This is a genomic window from Acidimicrobiales bacterium (assembly GCA_035316325.1).
In the GTDB taxonomy this organism is placed as follows: Bacteria; Actinomycetota; Acidimicrobiia; order Acidimicrobiales; family VFJN01; genus DASXTK01.
The window spans coordinates 1-17,445 of the sequence record DATHJB010000173.1; the positions used below are offsets into that span (position 1 = coordinate 1).

The 17,445-nt window shown below is 70.2% G+C and carries 16 protein-coding genes and 1 tRNA gene; 13 read left to right on the forward strand and 4 right to left on the reverse strand.

Translation table 11 applies throughout. The features are described 5' to 3' along the window. Both VK611_23375 and VK611_23380 read right to left on the reverse strand, forming a co-directional pair. A partial coding sequence (locus VK611_23375) for an AURKAIP1/COX24 domain-containing protein (protein HMG44295.1) occupies positions 1-66 on the reverse strand: 66 nt, incomplete at its 3' end. A 91-nt stretch (positions 67-157) separates the two neighbouring features. Beyond that, positions 158-1,045 (reverse strand): LLM class flavin-dependent oxidoreductase, encoded by an 888-nt coding sequence (locus tag VK611_23380; GenBank protein ID HMG44296.1) that lies wholly within the window; start codon positions 1,043-1,045, stop codon positions 158-160. Positions 1,046-1,251: 206 nt separating this feature from the next. On the opposite strand from VK611_23380, the gene VK611_23385 reads away from it, so the two are divergent. The 13 genes from VK611_23385 to VK611_23445 all read left to right on the forward strand — a co-directional run bounded on the left by VK611_23385 (position 1,252) and on the right by VK611_23445 (position 15,015). Next, a tRNA-Gln gene (locus tag VK611_23385) sits at positions 1,252-1,324 on the forward strand. Positions 1,325-1,520: 196 nt separating this feature from the next. Beyond that, on the forward strand, positions 1,521-2,246 hold the full coding sequence (locus VK611_23390; protein HMG44297.1) for a GntR family transcriptional regulator: 726 nt from the start codon (positions 1,521-1,523) through the stop codon (positions 2,244-2,246). Between the two features lie 226 nt (positions 2,247-2,472). After that, positions 2,473-3,606, forward strand: coding sequence for an ABC transporter substrate-binding protein (locus VK611_23395; protein ID HMG44298.1), 1,134 nt, complete (start codon positions 2,473-2,475; stop codon positions 3,604-3,606). A 6-nt stretch (positions 3,607-3,612) separates the two neighbouring features. Then, positions 3,613-6,414 (forward strand): ATP-binding cassette domain-containing protein, encoded by a 2,802-nt coding sequence (locus VK611_23400; protein HMG44299.1) that lies wholly within the window; start codon positions 3,613-3,615, stop codon positions 6,412-6,414. After that, on the forward strand, positions 6,407-7,159 hold the full coding sequence (locus VK611_23405; protein HMG44300.1) for an ABC transporter ATP-binding protein: 753 nt from the start codon (positions 6,407-6,409) through the stop codon (positions 7,157-7,159). The genes VK611_23400 and VK611_23405 overlap by 8 nt, the downstream gene beginning before the upstream one ends. 38 nt (positions 7,160-7,197) lie before the next feature. After that, complete coding sequence (locus tag VK611_23410; protein ID HMG44301.1) at positions 7,198-8,169, forward strand: NAD-dependent epimerase/dehydratase family protein; 972 nt, start codon at positions 7,198-7,200, stop codon at positions 8,167-8,169. Between the two features lies 1 nt (position 8,170). Continuing rightward, entirely contained in the window at positions 8,171-9,715 is a 1,545-nt protein-coding gene (locus tag VK611_23415) for an AMP-binding protein (GenBank protein HMG44302.1), read from the forward strand. 14 nt (positions 9,716-9,729) lie between these two features. After that, the gene (locus VK611_23420) at positions 9,730-10,932 is read left to right on the forward strand and encodes an amidohydrolase family protein (GenBank protein ID HMG44303.1); all 1,203 of its coding nucleotides are present in this window, start codon (positions 9,730-9,732) and stop codon (positions 10,930-10,932) included. A gap of 1 nt (position 10,933) precedes the next feature. Next, positions 10,934-11,752 carry an SDR family oxidoreductase gene (locus tag VK611_23425; protein ID HMG44304.1) on the forward strand — a complete coding sequence of 273 codons (819 nt, stop codon included), beginning with the start codon at positions 10,934-10,936 and terminating at the stop codon, positions 11,750-11,752. A 24-nt stretch (positions 11,753-11,776) separates the two neighbouring features. Beyond that, positions 11,777-13,057, forward strand: coding sequence for an amidohydrolase family protein (locus VK611_23430; GenBank protein HMG44305.1), 1,281 nt, complete (start codon positions 11,777-11,779; stop codon positions 13,055-13,057). A 37-nt stretch (positions 13,058-13,094) separates the two neighbouring features. After that, positions 13,095-13,751 carry an isochorismatase family protein gene (locus VK611_23435; GenBank protein ID HMG44306.1) on the forward strand — a complete coding sequence of 219 codons (657 nt, stop codon included), beginning with the start codon at positions 13,095-13,097 and terminating at the stop codon, positions 13,749-13,751. After that, a complete protein-coding gene (locus tag VK611_23440) occupies positions 13,748-14,344 on the forward strand; it encodes a nuclear transport factor 2 family protein (protein ID HMG44307.1) in 597 nt (198 codons plus the stop codon). The genes VK611_23435 and VK611_23440 overlap by 4 nt, the downstream gene beginning before the upstream one ends. A gap of 71 nt (positions 14,345-14,415) precedes the next feature. Further along, positions 14,416-15,015 carry a TetR/AcrR family transcriptional regulator gene (locus tag VK611_23445; protein ID HMG44308.1) on the forward strand — a complete coding sequence of 200 codons (600 nt, stop codon included), beginning with the start codon at positions 14,416-14,418 and terminating at the stop codon, positions 15,013-15,015. A 145-nt stretch (positions 15,016-15,160) separates the two neighbouring features. Here VK611_23445 and VK611_23450 read toward each other — a convergent pair whose 3' ends face one another. After that, a complete protein-coding gene (locus VK611_23450; GenBank protein ID HMG44309.1) occupies positions 15,161-16,306 on the reverse strand; it encodes an acyl-CoA dehydrogenase family protein in 1,146 nt (381 codons plus the stop codon). 96 nt (positions 16,307-16,402) lie between these two features. Next, positions 16,403-17,445: helix-turn-helix transcriptional regulator (locus VK611_23455; GenBank protein ID HMG44310.1), on the reverse strand; the 1,043-nt coding region annotated here is incomplete at its 5' end.

The window sequence follows — 17,445 nt, forward strand, 5'->3', positions numbered from 1 at the left end:
CTTCAGCATCTTCTTGTGCTTCTTCTTGCGCATCCGCTTGCGGCGCTTCTTGATCAACGAGCCCATGAGGGGAGCCACCCTAGTGCACTCCCGGAGGGCCCCTCCAAAGCGCCTGCCTGTGGCTTCGGCCACCGGTCACCCCTCTGCGAGCGCGGTGTCATGCCGGAATGAGGCCGAGCTCGGCGGCGAGGGTTCCGAGCAGCTCGGCCTGGTCTTCCGGTGGGACCGGGACGACGAGGTTCAGTGAGATGTGCATCTCGTCGGCCCCGACGGCGGCGGCCCGGTCGAGGTCGGCGACCACGGCGTCGGTGAAGGCCGCGGCCGTGACCTTCCCGTCGGGGTAGCTCGGGATCGTGTTGACGACCACGGTGCCGGTGCCGCCGGCATCGCGGTACCAGCCGATCTGGGTGCGCGTCTCCTCCCAGTCCACGGCGACGAGCACCACCCCGTCCGCCTGCTGGGCGGCGCGCTCGATCGTGGAGCGCCGCAGGGCGCCGAAGAACAGGGGGATCGTGCCGGCGTAGGGCTTCGGGCCGACGACGGCGCGCGGGATCCGGTAGTGGTCTCCGTGGAACTCGACTGGGTCCGGTCCCCAGCAGGCCCGCATCGCGGCCACGTGCTCGACGAACCCGGACCCCCGCCGCCCGATCGGCACGCCGGCGGCGGTGAACTCCTCGGGGATCAGGTAGGAGGTCTCCGCCGTACCGCCTCCGCCCTGGCCGAGGCCCGCGTCGAGCCGGCCCCGGGAGAGCTGGTCGAGCGTGGCCAACCGGCGCGCCAGCACGATCGGCGGCTGGAAGATGGCGTTGACGATGCCCGTGGTCACCCGAATCCGCCGGGTGTGGGCGGCCGCCCAGGTCAGCATCTCCAGCGGGTCCCACACGTGGGAGTCGGGCAGCTCGGCGTCGTTGCTCCAGTCCGCCCGGACCGGCATCAGCAGCCGTTCGCTGACCGAGACGGCGTGGAACCCGAACCGCTCGGTGGCCTGCGCCACGGTCACCACGGCATCCGGCCCCACGTACGGTCCGAAGTGCGGCAGGCTCACCCCGATCCTCGGAACATCCATCCCGGCCTCCATTCGTCGTGTCGTCCCTTTAGCAGTAGTCGGAGCCGACCGCCCGTTCTTGCGTCGCCACGGAGATCTCTCGCTACGTCGACCGGTGGCGGGCGAAATACTCTGTGGTACACCCCGTGACTGGGTGATACTGGATTGGATGGGGCTCGGAGAAGAGTCCCTGGTCAGAGCAACTTTCCCGGGTAGTTCAGCTGGCAGAACGTCGGCCTTTGGTGCCGAATGTCGGAGGTTCGAGTCCTCCCCCGGGAGCCCCACCCCCTCCCAGGTCAGGGCCATCAGAGCCCGGGTCGCGTCTGCATGTGCTTCTGGCGTTGGTGTACAGGTCCCCCTGATTCGCACCGCTGCTCGGAGGCCGTGCTGGTTGCTCTGGCTGACGGTCCGTCCGGCAACATCCTCGCAGTAACATATTGGTATATCTCATCAACTGGCAGGATCGGGTGATCGAATGACGTCGTTCGGGGTGGGCAGTGAGGGCGAGATCGCTGCGCTGCTCGAGGATCTGGGGAACTTCGATCGGCACTGGCGATCACGGTGGAGTGCGAGCGATGCGGCGGCGGAGGTCGTCCGCAACGCGATCTTCACGGGCCGGCTTCGCCCGGGCGACCAGATTCCCTTCGCGACCATCGGCGAGGCCATGTCGATCAGTCGCCTCCCGGTGCGCGAGGCGATCAACCTGTTGAAGCACGAGGGACTGGTCAGGGTGGAGCCGCACCGGGGGTCGTTCGTGGGACCCTTCGATGCCGACGTCCTGCGCGAGCACTGGGCCATGATCGGTCTGCTGCACGGCTACGCGGCAGCGCGGCTGGCCGGCGAGCCCGACCACACGGCCGTGGAACAGCTGCGAGCCGTGCTGCGGAAGCTGGAGGAGTCCACGTCGTCGCTCGAGGCTGGATGGCTCGTCTTCGACTTCAAGCGGGTCCTCAACGCGGCGCGCACCACCGAACGCTTCCGGTCGATCATCCGTCCGTTGAGTGTCTTTGCCCCTGCCTCGCTGTTCGGCGAGATCGAGGAGATCCCCGAAATAGCGCGGCGCGGGTGCTCGGGAGTGCTCGATGCGATCGAGCGTGCCGACGTGGACGCGGTCGAGCGCTCGTGCCGTGACTGGGCGGCCGACGAGGGCGCGAGCGTCGTCGCCCATCTGCGGCAGATCGGGGTGCTGCCGCCGTCCTGACTGCTGCGGTTCCGACCGTGGGCCCTTGACAGCGACCCCCGATATACCAGTATATTACCCTCTGCCGAAGAGGGAGCCGTGAGGCTTCTAGGGGGGGATGACCGTGCAGAGACTGAGGCATGCCGGCTTGGTCGTGTCGCTGAGCATGGCGATCCTGGCGACGGCCTGCAGCGACGACGGCGGCACGAGCGGAGGAGCTGCTGGGCAGGCAGGGGGCGTGCGAGGCGTGTCTGACGACGAGGTGCGCCTCGGGGTCCTCGCGTCGTTGACGACGCCGTCGGGCCCTGGGTTCACCGGGTTCGACGTGGGCTTCGAGGCTCGCCTCGAACGAGCGAACGACGAGGGCGGTGTCGCTGGTCGCGACCTGACCGTCGCCGAGGTCTACGACGACGCCGGTGACGTGGCCAGGAACCTCGATTCCGCTCGGGCGGCGGTCCAGACCGACAACCTGTTCGCCCTCGGCGTGGTCAGCAGCGCGTTCCAGCCCCAGTCGAGCGACCTCCTCAGCGAGAGCGAGATGCCGTTCATCGGCGCCGGCTACATGCCCGGCTTCTGCGGCAACGACTGGGGATTCGGCTGGAACGGTTGCCTGTTGAGTGACGATTTCGCGAACGGCGCCAACGTGATGCCGATCATCGAAGGCCTGGATCTCGATCCCGAGGGCTTGAGGTGGGCCGTGCTGACGGTGGACAACACGTCCGGTCAGGCCGTCGTCGATGCAGTGACCACAGTGGTCGAGGAGACCGGCGGCACAGTCGTGTTCGGCAAGGCCTCCGTTCCGGCGTCCGGGGTCGTCAGCGACGTCAACCCGTTCGTTCGGCAGATCCTGGCGGCCGAGCCGGACGTCACCATCCTCAACCCGCTGCTCGGGACGAGCGTGCAGTTGGCCGCGGGGCTCAAGGCCGGCGACTACGAGGGAGCCATCGTCACCTACTCGGGCTACGTCCCAGGCTTGTTGGACGCGAGCGCCGACACCGCCTCGGCGCTGGACGGTACCTATGTGGTCAACCAGTTCCCGCCGCAGGAGGACGACTCGCCCGCCATACGCCAGATCCAGGAGGACCTGCGGAACATCGGCGAGGAGGACCAGATCACGCTCGGGGTGGGGTACGGCTACTGGTCGGCCGACATCCTCGTCCAGATGTTCGAGGCGGTGGGTGAGAACCTGACTGCCGAGCGGTTCAACGAGGTCGTCAACGCCGGGTTCACCTACGAACCGGCGCTGGAAGGTGGGATCCAACGGGCGGAGTTCCCGGCGTTCCACGACGAGCCCGCCCCGTGCGCCGATCTGATCGCCATCGAGGACGGCACCTACCGGCCGCTCATCCCTCTGACTTGCTACGAGAGCATCCCGCGCTAGCTCGCCATGGAACAGCTGCTATCTCTGACGCTGAGCGGGCTGGTCACTGGCGCCATCTACTCACTGGTGGCCGGAGGGCTCGTCCTCACCTACAGCACGGCGCGGGTCTTCAACTTCGCCTTCGGCGCCATCGCGTTCTCGACGGCCTTCCTGTACTACGAGCTCAACACGGGGCTCGGATGGCCGGCCCCGGCCGCCTTCCTCCTCGCGGCCGGGGTCCAGGCTCCCCTCCTGGGATTCATCTGCGACCGGGTGATATTCCGTCGGCTGCGTGGGGCCGACGAGGCCGCGAACGTGATGGCTGCCGTGGGCCTGAGCGGGGCACTGCCCGCCCTGACGCTCATGGTCGTCGACACGGGGATCACGAGCTTCGGTTGGGGCGTGCCGAACGGCGAGAACATCCTCGTGCCGCCGGGCATCGGGCCGGTCCCGGCGCACTCCTACGCCTTGTTCGACGGCGTCTCGCTCGACAGCAACCAGCTCATCGTGTTCGCGTCCGCGGCGGCGGCCGCGCTGTTCCTGTGGGTCCTGGTGTCCGGTACCCGTGCGGGCCTGGCGATGAGGGCGACGGTGGATCGTCCGGACCTCGCCGAGTACCGCGGGATCTCGACCGGACGCTCGTCGGCCATCGCTTGGGTGACGAGCTGCATGATGGCGGGCATCGCGGGGGTCGTCGGTGCGCCGGTGCTCGGTCACCTCACACCCGAGGTCTTCACAGGAGTCCTCCTCGTCGCCGCGACCGCGGCCGTGCTCGGCGGCCTGAGGTCAGTGCCGCTCGCCTTCGCCGGCGGCCTCGCTCTGGGGGTGGCCCAGAACCTCGCCGCCGGCTACGGGGACGGCATCGCGGCCACTTTGCCCGGCTTCGGGTCCTCGATCTCGTCGGTGCTGATGCTGGTTGGTCTCTTCGTGCTCTCGTTGCGCCGGACCCGTGCCGCGGGCACGGCCGCGCCGATGCGGGCGAGCGTGGACCACTCGTCGGACCTCTCGCCGTGGCGCCGGCGGCTGCCGTGGGTGCTGGCCGCCGTGGCGTTCGAGTCCTACGCGCTCTTCCTCGCCGACGAGCTGTGGCGGGGCATCCTGGCCCGGGCGATCGTGATGGGCGTCGTCTTCCTCTCGATCACGGTGGCGACGGGCTACGGGCGGCTGGTGAGCCTCGCCCAGGCCACGCTCGTGACCGGTGCAGCCCTCATGATGGGCCTCCTGGTCGACCGAGGGGTGCCGGTCGTGTTGGCTGCTGTCGGCGGCGTGTTGCTGGCGACCGCGCTCGGCCTGGTGGTGGCGGTCCCGTCGTTGCGCATGGGTGGCCTGGCCTTCGCGCTGGGGACGTTGGCGTTGGCCCTCCTCGGCGACGGCGTGCTGTTCGCCTGGGAGAGCTTCAGCAACGGGTTCAGCGGGTGGAGCATCCCGGCCCCGGTGTTCCTCGGGTTCATCGACATGGCCGACTCGCGCACGTTCATCGTGGTGGCCAGCGTGATCCTGGCGATCGTGCTCCTGCTCCTCCGTTCGATCCAGCAGTCCAGCGCGGGGCGGCGCATCACGGCGGTGGCGGCCATCGAGTCGGCGGCGTCGGCCTCAGGAGTCTCGCCAGCCCGGGTCAAGCTCGGGTTGTTCGCGTTCTCGGCCGCGATCGCTGGGCTGGGTGGCGTCCTCCTCGGCCTCCTCAACGGAAGCGTCAACAACGCGACCTACCCCGCGGAGGTGGGCTTCGTCTGGCTGGCCACAGTGGTGCTGATGGGCGTCCGGCGGTCGGGAGGCGCGGTGGTGGCCGCCGCCATGTTCGTCATCAGCGGGCAGTTCCTGGCCTCGGGCTTCCACTGGCCGGACTGGGTGCCCACGGCGCTGAGCTGGAACGGCACCTCTTCGCCGTACATCCCGCAGATCCTCTTCGGGTTGGGGGCCGTCCAGCTCGCTCAGAACCCCTACGGCATCCTGTCGCTCACCGCCGAGAAGAACCACCGCCGTCGGCAGCGGGGCGCAGCGGCCCGGGCCGCTCGAGAAGGTACCTCGGTCGACGAGCCCGTCCGGGTCCTGGCCAAGTCGGACAGGGCGTCGGCCCCCGAGGCGCGACGCAACGGTGAAGCCGATCGGCATCCGCCCGGGGCCGGCGAGTTGGCCCTCGAGCTTCGCGACGTGGTGGCCGGTTACGACTCGGCCGAGGTGCTGCACGGCGTCGACCTGGCCGTGCCTGCGGGGTCGATCGTCGGTGTGCTCGGGCCCAACGGCGCCGGGAAGTCGACGCTGGTCGCCGTGCTGGCCGGCAGCGTGACTCCCACCGCGGGAACGGTCCACATCCTCGGTGAAGACGTCACCAGAACCCCGGCACACCAGCGCGTGACACGCGGGCTGGCGCTGGTTCCCGAGAGCCGCGGCATCTTTCCCGGGCTCACCGTCGAGGACAACCTCAGCGTGTGGCTGGCCTCACCCGAGGATCGACAGGCGGCGTTGGACCGCTTCCCCGTGCTCGCCGAGCGGCGCCGGCTGGCCGCCGGCGACCTGTCGGGCGGTGAACAGCAGATGCTGGCGCTGGCGCCGCTGCTGGTCCGGGCCCCGAGCGTGGTGGTCGCCGACGAGCCGACGCTCGGGCTCGCTCCACGTGTCGCCGCACTCGTGATCGACCTGCTCCGCGACCTGCGCGAGGCGGGGTCGACGGTCGTCATCGTCGAGGAGAAGCCCCACCACGTCCTGGGCCTCTCGGAGCAGGTGGTGTTCATGGCGACCGGGCGAATCCGCTGGATCGGCTCGCCCGGCGAGCTCGGCGACGCCGAGCTCGCCGAGCTGTACCTCGGGGCGAAGGGCCACCATGCTTGAGGTCAGCGGCCTCACCGTGGCCTTCGGCGGTCTACGGGCCCTCGACGGGGTGAGCCTCACGGTCGCCGAACCAGGGATCTGTGGGGTCATCGGCCCGAACGGTGCCGGCAAGACGACGCTCTTCGACGTCATCTCGGGCCTGCGGGCCTCGACCGCCGGCTCGGTCGCGTTTCTCGGCACCGACATCACCCGGAGCAGCGTCGTGTGGAGGGCCGTCCACGGCATCCGGCGGACGTTCCAGCGCACGCAGCTCGTCGGCGAGCTCACCGTCGCCGAGAACGTCCTCGTCGGCCTGGATTCCGGTGGCTCCCGCATGGGGCTCGTGTCCGAGGTCCTGGTGCCGCGCAGGAGGCGGGCGAGCGAGCGGGCCAAGCGGCTGGAGGTCGACGCCGTCCTGGATCGGTGCCGCATCTCCGGACTGGCGGACGTGCAGGTCGCGTTGCTCCCCATCGGCCTGATGCGGATCGTGGAGCTGGCCCGGGCGCTCGTCGCCGACCCGCGATTGCTCCTCCTCGACGAGCCCACCTCGGGCCTGAACGAGGCCGAGACCGCGGGGTTCGGAGAGATCCTCGATCAGGTCAGGTCGACGTCGACCCTGCAGATCCTCCTGATCGAGCACGACGTGCCGTTCGTCATGCGGCTGTGCCGTCGCGTCCTGGTCATGGACGCCGGTCGAATCATCGCCGACGGCGACCCCGCAGCCGTCCAGGCCGACGATGCGGTGCGGAACGCCTACCTGACGTGAGAGCGCAACCCTACGAATGCGAGCGAAAGCGAGAGCGCATGGACGACGTCCTCATCACCGGTGCGACTGGGCTGATCGGCTCGAACGTCTGCCGCCTCCTGCGGGAGCAGGGGCTGCGAGTACGAGCCCTGGTGCGGCCCGGCAGTGAGACGGAACCGCTCGCCGCGCTCGGCGTCGTGCTGGTCGAGGGCGACGTCTGCGTGCCGGTCGACGTCGAGCGGGCGGCGAAGGGCGCGAGCGCGATCGTGAACTCCGCGGCGCTGTTGGGGGGCGCCGGGCAGGACAGTGACGCTTCGTGGATGACCAACTACGAGGGCTCGATCCACTGCTACGACGCGGGCCGCCGCGCCGGCGTCCGTGTGGTCGAGCTGCTCACCACCACCTTCTTCCACCACGAGACCGTGCTGACCGAACGGTCGCAGGTCCTGGACGAGGTCGCCCCCGATCCCTACACCGTGAGCAAGCACGCCGCACACCGGGAGGCTCTCGGCCGCATCGAGAGAGATGGGCAGGACATCGTCTTCGTGATCCCCGGTGGCGCGTTCGGGCCTGCTCCCACGCCCCGGCGGGCTCTCGGCCGCACGAGCTTCAACCGGGCGGTCCGCTCGGTCCTCAACGGCAAGATCGACTCCTACCTGTCCTATCCGATCCCCTGGGTGCGGGCAGAGGACGTCGCTGCCGCGGTCATCGCGGCCATGGACCGGGGTGTCATCGGGGAGACGTACCTGGCGTTCGGGCAGGAGGACGCGACGACGACGGCCTCCTTCCTGAACGTGGCATGCGAGGCGGCGGGGGTGGACCACCGCGTCGAGGAGCTGCACGTCGATCCCGAGGACCCCGAGATGGTGGCCCTGTACGGCGAGACGGTGATCGACCTCGCCACCCGCACCTACCCGGTCCCCTGGTTCGACAACAGCCACACCCGTGCCCAGCTCGGCTACGCGCCGGTACCTCTGCGCGAGGCGATGGACGAGACCGTGGCCTGGTTGCGGGCCCTGGGCCAGGCCTGAGATGCGTCGCTTCGTCAGCGTCGCAGACCTGTGGGTGACCGCGCTGGAGCGTCACGGCGACCGACCGGCGGTGGCGGCGGCCGGCACCGCGCTCGGGCGGCGAGCGGTGGCCGCCGAGGTGAGCCGCTACGCCCGGGCCCTGGCGTCGTTCGGGCTGGGCCAGGGGAGCCCGGTGGGAACCCTGAGCCTCAACCGGCCCGAGGCCGTCTTCGCCTGGGGGGCGAACCTGATCACCGGCGCCCGCATCACCCCCCTGACGGCGACCGCCTCGGTGGACGACCTGGCCTACATCCTCGAGGACGCCGGCATCGACACGCTCATCTTCGAACCGACGGACGACGAGCGGGCGGCAGAGGTCGAGGCCCGGGCACCGGGCGTGCGACGGTTGCTCGCGCTCGGCCCCTCGGAGGTCGGTGTGGACCTCACGGCCGCCGCTGCCGCCCAGCCCGCCACCCGCCTGTGGGCCCCCGAGGTCGCGCCTGACGGCGTCGATCGGATCATGTACACGGGAGGCACGACAGGCCGACCGAAGGGCATCGTCGGCACGTTCGGGTCGAGTGCCGCCGTGGCCTCGATCCAGTCGGCCTCCTGGCAGTGGCCCGACGACACGCGGTTCCTCATCTGCAGCCCGATGAGCCACGCCGGCGGGGCGTTCGTCCTGCCCACGCTGCTCCGGGGTGGACAGGTGGTCACGCTGCCACGGTTCGATCCCGACCAGGTCCTCGACACCATCGAGCGCTACCGCATCACGGCGACGATGCTCGTCCCGACGATGCTCTACGCCCTGCTCGACCACCCTCGGCTCGAGGAGGCCGACCTGTCGAGCCTCGAGACGGTGTTCTACGGCGCGGCCGCGATGTCTCCGGCTCGGCTCCAGGAGGCCGTCGAGCGGCTGGGACCGATCTTCTTCCAGTTCTACGGCCAGTCCGAAGCGCCGATGACGATCACCGCGCTCCGCAAGGAGGACCACACGCCGGATCGACTCGCGAGCTGTGGCCGGGCGGTGCCCTGGATGCACGTGGCCCTTCTGGACGACGACTGCCAGCCGGTGGCGGCCGGGGAGCCGGGAGAGATCTGCGTGATGGGCCCGACGGTCATGCGGGAGTACTGGAGGAAGCCGGAGCTCACCGCCGAGGTGTTCGCCGGAGGTTGGCTCCACACCGGGGATGTGGCCCGCATGACCGACGACGGGTTCCTCACCATCATCGACCGGAAGAAGGACGTCATCATCAGCGGCGGCTTCAACGTCTACGCCCGGGAGGTCGAGTCCGCGATCGCCGAGCACCCAGCGGTCGCCACGGCCGCCGTCTTCGGAGTTCCGGACGAGAAGTGGGGCGAAGCAGTGCGCGCCGTAGTTGTCGTCCGGGACGGCGCCGAGGTGACCGATCAGGAGCTCAAGGACCTCGTGCGGGCACGGAAAGGCCCGATCGTCTCGCCGAAGGCCATCGAGTTCCGCAGCCAGGTGCCGCTCACCCCGCTCGGCAAGCCCGACAAGGCGGCACTGCGCCGGGAGTATTGGCAGGAGCACGAACGGAACGTGCATTGACCCATGAGGAAATCATGAACATCCCGCAGATCATCTCCGTCGACGACCACGTCGTCGAGCCCCCCACTCTCTGGTCCGATCGCCTGCCGGCCAGCCTGGTCGAGCGAGGCCCGCGGGTCGTCAGCGCGCCGTACGAGATGGTCCCTGAGGGCCGCCACGCCTTCCGCATGGCGACCTCGGGCCCCGAGACCGACTTCTGGGTCTACGACGGCGTCGTCAGCGGCATCGACACCGCGTCGGCCGCCGCCGGGCTGGAGGGGGCGGACATCGCCACTCGACCGATCAGCTACGCGGAGATGCGTCCGGGCTGCTACGACCGCGATGCCCGGATGGAGGACATGTCGGCGGGCGGCATCGAGCGCTCCCTGTGCTTCCCGACGGTCCCGAGGTTCTGCGGCCAGACGTTCCTCGAAGCCGAGGACAAGGACCTCGCCCTGCTGTGCGTGCTCGCCTACAACGACTGGACGGTGGAGGAGTGGGCCGGCGGGAGCGGCGGCCGCCTGGTCCCCCTCTGCCTCGTCCCGCTCTGGGACCCGGAGCTGGCCGCGGCCGAGGTCCGCCGGAACGCAGAGCGAGGCGTGCGGGCGGTGGCGTTCAGCGAGCTGCCGCAGTACCTGGGGCTTCCCAGCCTCCACGACGCCGATCGGCGCTGGGATCCCCTCCTCCGGGCGTGCGACGAGACCGGGACCGTCATGTGCATGCACATCGGCTCGGCCTCCCGGCTCGTCACCACTGCGGACGACGCCCCGCTGGCTGCCCAGGTCGCCCTGCTGTCGGTCAACTCGCAGCTCTGCCTCACCGACTGGCTCATCTCCGGCGTACTGGCCCGCTTCCCCAACCTGAAGGTGGCGCTTTCGGAGGCCCAGGTCGGGTGGATGCCGTTCCTGCTCCAGCGTCTCGACATCATCTGGGAGCGCCACGCCGGGACGCTCGCCGCCCTCGACCCCGTCATCACCCGGCCCCCGAGCTCCTATGTCCAGGGCCGCGTCTACGGATGCGTCGTCGACGACGACTTCGGCATCCGCTCCCACGACGCGATCGGTCTCGAGCAGATCACCTACGAGAGCGACTACCCGCACATGGACAGCACCTGGCCCGACACACGCGAGCAGGCGGCCCGGGCCCTGGCCGGCCTCTCGGCCGAGCAGGTCCACATGGTTCTCCGGGGCAACGCCATCGACCTGTTCCAGCTCCCCGCCGAGCTGCCCGTCGCCTGAGATGGATCTCCGCCTGAACGACAAGGTCGTCATCGTGACCGGCGGCACCGGCGGGATCGGCCGGGGCCTCACCACCGCCTTCGCGGCCGAGGGCGCTGCCGTCGTGGTCGCCGCCCGCGACGTCGATGCGGCGACGGACATCGCCGCCGCGACGGACGGCACCGTCACAGTGGCCGAGTGCGACGTCACCGATCCGGCCTCGGTCCGCGAGATGGTCGACCTCACCCGCCAGACCCATGGTCCCGTCGACGTGCTCGTGAACAACGCCGGCGGGGCCACGGGGCGCTCGAAGGTGGCCGAGCTCACCGCCGAGCACCGCACCGCGCAGATCAGACTGAACATCGACGGGGTCGTGAACTGCACGCAGGCCGTCGCTCCCGACATGCTGGGGCGCGGCTCGGGCAGCGTGGTGAACATCAGCTCCAACGCGTCGCTCTCGGGCGAGGCGGCCGAGGGCTGCGTCCACTACGGCAGTTGCAAGGCGTTCGTCAACGCCTTCAGCCGAGGCCTGGCCTGGGAGTGGGGCCCCGCCGGTGTGCGGGTCAACGTCATCAGCCCCGGCTGGATCGTGCCCCACGACGGAGCCGCCCTCAGCGAACGCAGCATCTGGCGCGACCAGTTCGGACCGACCGGGCGCGCTCGCCATCTCGAGGCGGCCGCGACCCAAGGCTCACTCCCCAACATCAGCACCCTGCCCATTCGCCGCGTCGGGCGACCCGAAGACGTCGCCCACCTCGCCCTGTTCCTGGCGTCCGATGTCTCCAGCTACATCACGGGCCAGCTCGTGAGCGTCAGCGGGGGCGCGGTCATGCCCAGCTGAACCCATCACGATCGGAGCCCATCCATGAACGTCGAAGATCTCGTCCTGGTGAGCGTCGACGACCACGTCATCGAGCCACCCGACGTGTTCGCTCGCCACGTGCCCGAGCGCTGGCAGGACCAGCGGCCCGTGCAGGTCGAGCAGCCCGACGGGACCATCGTCTGGCGCTACCAGGGTGAAGAAGCCGCCACCCTGGCGCTCAACGCCGTGGTCGGCCGCAGCCCCGAGGAGCTCGGCTACGAGCCCACGAGCTACGACGAGATCCGCAAGGGATGCTACGACGTCACCGAACGCGTGCGCGACATGGATGCCGGCGGCGTGCTCGGTTCCCTGTGCTTCCCCTCCTTCCCGGGCTTCGCCGGGCGGCTGTTCGCGACGGCACCCGACAAGGCGATCAGCGAGGTCATGGTCCGCGCCTACAACGACTGGCACGTCCACGAGTGGTGTGGCGCCGCCCCAGGGCGCTTCATCCCGCTCGGCATCGGGCCGCTCTGGGATCCCCACGTGCTCGCGGCCGAGGTCCGCCGGCTGGCCGAGCTGGATTGTCACGCCGTCACGTTCTCCGAGAACCCCGACCGGCTCGGCCTACCGAGCCTCCACAGCGACACCTGGGACCCGTTCTGGGCGGCGTGCAGCGACGTCGGCACCGTCCCGTGCATTCACATCGGCTCGTCCTCGGAGCTCACCATGACCTCGATGGACGCGCCGGTCGACGTCGTCACGACCCTGGCGCCGTTCGCGATCATGAAGTGCGCGACCGACCTCGTCTGGTCGCCGATCTTCCGGAAGTTCCCCGACCTGAGGATCGCCTTGTCGGAGGGCGGCATCGGCTGGGTCCCCTACCTGCTCGACCGCGTCGACCGCACCTACAAGCGGCACCGCTACTGGACCGGCCAGGACTTCGGCGACCGTCTGCCGAGCGAGGTGTTCCGCGAGCACGTCGTCACCTGCTTCATCCAGGACCCGGTCGGCCTCGCCAACCGGCACGCCATCGGTGTCGAGAACATCACCTGGGAGTGCGACTACCCCCACGGCGACTCCATCTGGCCCTACAGCCCCGAGGAGCTCCTTCTCGAGGCCGACGGCCTCTCCGACGAGGAGATCGACCTCATCACCCACCGCAACGCCATGAGGATCTTCCGCTTCGACCCCTTCGCCGTCCGGCCCCGGGAGGCCTGCACCGTGGGCGCCCTGCGGGCCCAGGCCGCACGATCGAACGTCGACACGGCCGAGCACCGCACTGGCATCCGGCGCGGCAAACCCGGCCAGACGATGGAACAGGTGATCGCCCAGACCAACGTCTGAGCGCCCTCAGCCCGCCCACCCCCAAGGAGCGAAACAGATGCCCGTCGTGCTGTCCGAACTCGTCGACCCCACCACCACCGCCCTCGTCACGTGCGAGCTCCAGCGCGGGGTCGTCGGCGATCTCGCACCCTCGCCCGAGCTGGTCGAGGTCTGCCGCGAAACCAGGCTGGTGGAGACCGCCGCCGCCCTGTGCACGGCGGCCCGTGCCTGCGGCGCCCGCGTCGTGCATGCCGTGGTCGAGCTGCGCGGCGACCGAGCCGGCCTGAGCATCAACAACCCGATGATGGCGATGGTCACGAAGAATCCCGCTCAGGTGCGGCAAGGCACACCCGCAGCCGACCTCGTGCCCGAGCTCGGACCGGAGCCGGAGGACATCGAGATCCGCCGGATCCACGGCCTCACCCCCTTCACGAGCACCTCCCTCGACCAGGTGCTCCGGAACCTGGGCGTTCGGACCGTGGTTCCCGTCGGCGTCTCGCTCAACGAGGCGCTGCTCGGCCTCTGCCTGTCCGCGGCCGACCTCGGCTATCGCATCGCCCTGCCCACCGACGCCGTCGCCGGGCACCCCATGGAGTACGGCCGCGACGTGCTCCAGCACACCCTCGCCTACCTCTCGAACCTGACGACGAGCGGGGCCATCATCGAGGCCTGGCGCAGCGGAGAGAGCCCGGCACCTCAGAGGAGCACCACATGACCCGGCAGTTTCCGCGCAACGAGATCGACGAGGCGTTCCAGCACTACTGGAAGGTCGGCTGCGTCGACGAGGACTGGGTGGCATGGACCGACCTCTTCGTCCCCGACGTCCACTACGTCGACCACTTCTGGGGCCCGCTACGAGGCCGCAAGCAGGTCGACGTGTGGATCCACGCCGTGATGAAAGGCGTGCCCGAGATCTACACCGTCCTCGACTGGTACGCCATCGACGGCAACCGCGTCGTCTTCCGCCTGCAGAACCGGCGCGACAACCCGAGCGCCGACGGCCCGCCCTACTTCGACTTCCCGGGCCTCAGTGTCATCACCTACGCCGGCGACGGTCTGTGGGCGAGCGAAGAGGACTACTGGGACCGCACCGGCGCGCGCCGCACGTCCGAGGAGTACGCAGCGGCATGCGATCGCTCCGGGCCGACGACCCCCGAGTCACGCATGACGCGCCGGTTCTGGCCCGACGGCCCGGCCTGGGCCCGTTCGGACGATCCGCCGCAGCCGTCCTGGCTCGACCGCGAGGACCTGCCGGCGATCACCAAGCCTCGGGAGCTTCAGGAGCTCCTCGCCCGCGTCATCGCGTGATGCAGCCAGCGTCGCCCTTTCCACCCGAGGAGGTGGGCCGACGCCGGGAGCTCGTGAGGGCCGAGGCGGTGATGGGAACGTGCCCGCTGCCGCGGTTGCTGGATGCAGCCGAAGAGGTCTTCGGTCGCAAGGGGTTCCACGAGGCGACCCTGAAGGAGGTCGCGGAGCTGGCGGAGCTCTCGGTCGGGTCGGAGTGCTCGTTCTTCGACAGCAAGGAGGAGCTGTTTCGGCAGGTCTTCGTCCGGCTGGCTGCGGAGCTCATGCCGTCGATCCGTGCCATCCTCGACGATGAGGGCGCGGGACCGGTCGAGCAGCTCCACGCTCTGATCGACTGCGAGATGGGCTTGCTCCGCCGGCATCCCCGGATCGGGCGGCTCTTCCTGCGTTGCACGAGCGCCGGGTTGCAGGCGACCGACCGGGACATCGACCTGGTGGTGCACGGCCGGCGCGAGGAGGCGGTGCGCCTCCGGGCATCGCTGTTCGAGCGGGGGCAGGCGGCGGGCGTGTTTCGTCGGGGCGATCCCGAGGTGTTGGCCCATCTGTTCAGCGGGATGATGTCCGCCTATCAGGCCATGGACCCCGCCGTGGTGTCCGACGATCCTGACGCTGGTGCACGCTCGTCGCAGGCTGAGCTGCACGAGATCGTCGCCAGCGCCTTCGTCGTCGGCTGATACCCGCGCTCGGCGACTTCACCGCTGGCGCCAGCGCTTGGGCCGATCCAGACACGGGAGCGCATCAACTCGTACCGCGCCAGTGGAGGGGCGGCCGCCGTACGCGCCCATCCCCGACGAGCCATCACGGAACCGCTCGACTCGCCTACGTGAAGAAGGGCGGGTAGACGACGTCGAGGCCGACCAGGGCCGTGCCCAGGGCACTCAGGTGCCGGTGCGAGAACATGAGGTGTTGACGTGACGCCTCGACGTCACCGAGAGCCCGGAGCAGCGGACTCCCGACGTACGCCGCTGCGCTCCCCCCGAGTTGGTGCGCCGCCGAGGTCGTCTCCACGCTGACGTCGCTCGCGTGCAGGCACGCCACGTAGATCCGGGCCTGGAGCGTGCGCGGCACGGCCTCGTTCCGGGCGGCCGAGTGGTGGGCTTCGCCGACCGCCTCGTGCAGCGCGGCTCGGGCGCCACGCAGACGAGCGTCGGCGGTTGCCAGCTCGGCCATCGAGATCGGGTCGTCGGCGAGCTGGCCCCGCCGGGCCGTGCGTCCCTCACGCGCCTGGCGGGCGATCTCGTCGATCGCGCCACGGGCGATCCCGAGCGGGACGGAGACGAGGGACGGGAGCAGCATGGTGTGCACCGGCAGCCGCCACAGCACACCGTCGGGCCATGCCGGGGTGGAGAACGTGCTGGAGCGGTCGAGGTCGACCGGGACGTCCTGCGCCGTCACGTGGTGGCTGCCGGTGCCGCGGAGCCCGACCGAGTCCCAGGTGTCTTCGATCGTGAGGTCGGAGGCTCGGACGAAGACGACGCGCGGGACCGGGTCGACGCCGTCGTGACGCTCGATCAGCGCACCGAGGCCGACCCACGCGCTGTGGAGGCAGTTGCTCGTGAACGGCCACCGGCCGCTCAGCACGTGCCGTCCGCCCGTCTCGACGACACGGCCCGCGGGCGCGAACATCGTGGCGCTGCCCTGATCGGGGTCGGCGAACACCTCGCCGGCGCCCACCTCGGACATGTAGCCGGCGAACACGTTGCTGCCGCTGCCGATCACGGCGCACCAGGCCGTGCTCCCGTCGACAGCCGCGATCCGTTCGGTCATGTCCATCAGGTCGAGCACCGGTGCCTGCAGCCCGCCGAGCACCGACGGCAGCACCAGCCGATTGATGCCCGTCCTCCGCAGCGCGGCGACCACGTCGTCGGGGATGCGCCGCGTGCGCTCGGTCTCGTTCGCCCGGTCACGTACGAGTCCCAGGATGGAGTCGACCGATGGGGCGGTCTCCGACGTTTGCACCGGCATCTGAACCCTTCTCGCGTCGATGGTGTCCGCTTCCTCCAGGGTCCGAGGGATGACCGGGAGCCGCCATCCCAGATTCCTGGGGACGTGCCGGCGCGGTTACGAGGGATCTGTCGTGGGGGTGAGTCGTGGGGCGTAGTGGTCGAAGAAGAGGCGGGCGACGAGGTCGCCGCGGGAGCTGGTGCCGGACTTCTCGAAGATCGACTTCAGGTGGTCCTGCACGGTGTAGGCGGACAGGTGCAACCGGTCGGCGATCTCGCTCGTCGGGAAGCCCTGCGCGACCAACTCGGTGACCCGCCGCTCGCGTCCGGTCAAGCCGTAGGCGTCGGCGATCAGGGGCGCCAGCTCGGCCGGGCGGGCCGCCTCCAGGAGGACGGCGACTCGGGATCCGGGGCCGTCGCCGAGAAGCGAACCTCGCAGGACCACCCAGCGTCCGGCGGCGGTGCGGACCTTGGCCCGCGCGTCGCCCTCGTCGCCCTCGTCGGCGTCGCCGGCGGCGGCACGCCGGGTGCGGTTGGCGACGGCGTGGACCACGAGCGGGAGCTGCGCGCCGGGCCGGTCGCCGGCCCCGAGCTCGTCGAGCCACCGGTCGGCGGCTCGGTTGGCCATCTCGACGGTGTTGTCGGCCGTGAGCACCAGGAGTCCGGTGTCGTCGCGGTCGGCGGTGGTGTCGTCGCCGGTGGCGTGGCCGAGCAGTGCGGCGCGTTGGAGGCCGTCGGCGAGAGGCCCGGCCAGCGACGCGACGAAGCGCACGTCGGTGGGCGTGAAGTGGGGGCGCTTCGTTTCGCGGAGCAGCGTCAGAGCTCCCCACGTACCGGTGGCGCCGAGGAACACGGCCCGCAGCTCGTCCTCGAAGCCGCTCGGCCGGCGCAGCTCGCGTTGACGGACGCTCCGGTCGAGGTCGCCCGCGGTGACGTCGCTGAGGCTGGCGGCGGGTCGTGGCGCGCGGGCGAGGGCCGCGAACTTGTTGAAGTCCGGTTCCCGCAGCTCGATCTCGGTGAGACGAGCCATCGCCGCGGCCGGGAGGCCGTTCTCGACGACTTCGCCGGTCGGTAGGAGGGTCGCTGGATCGATCGTCAGGAGACATGCCCCGTCGAAGGGGACGACGCGTCCCAGGACCCGGGTGACGGCCCGTGCGAGCT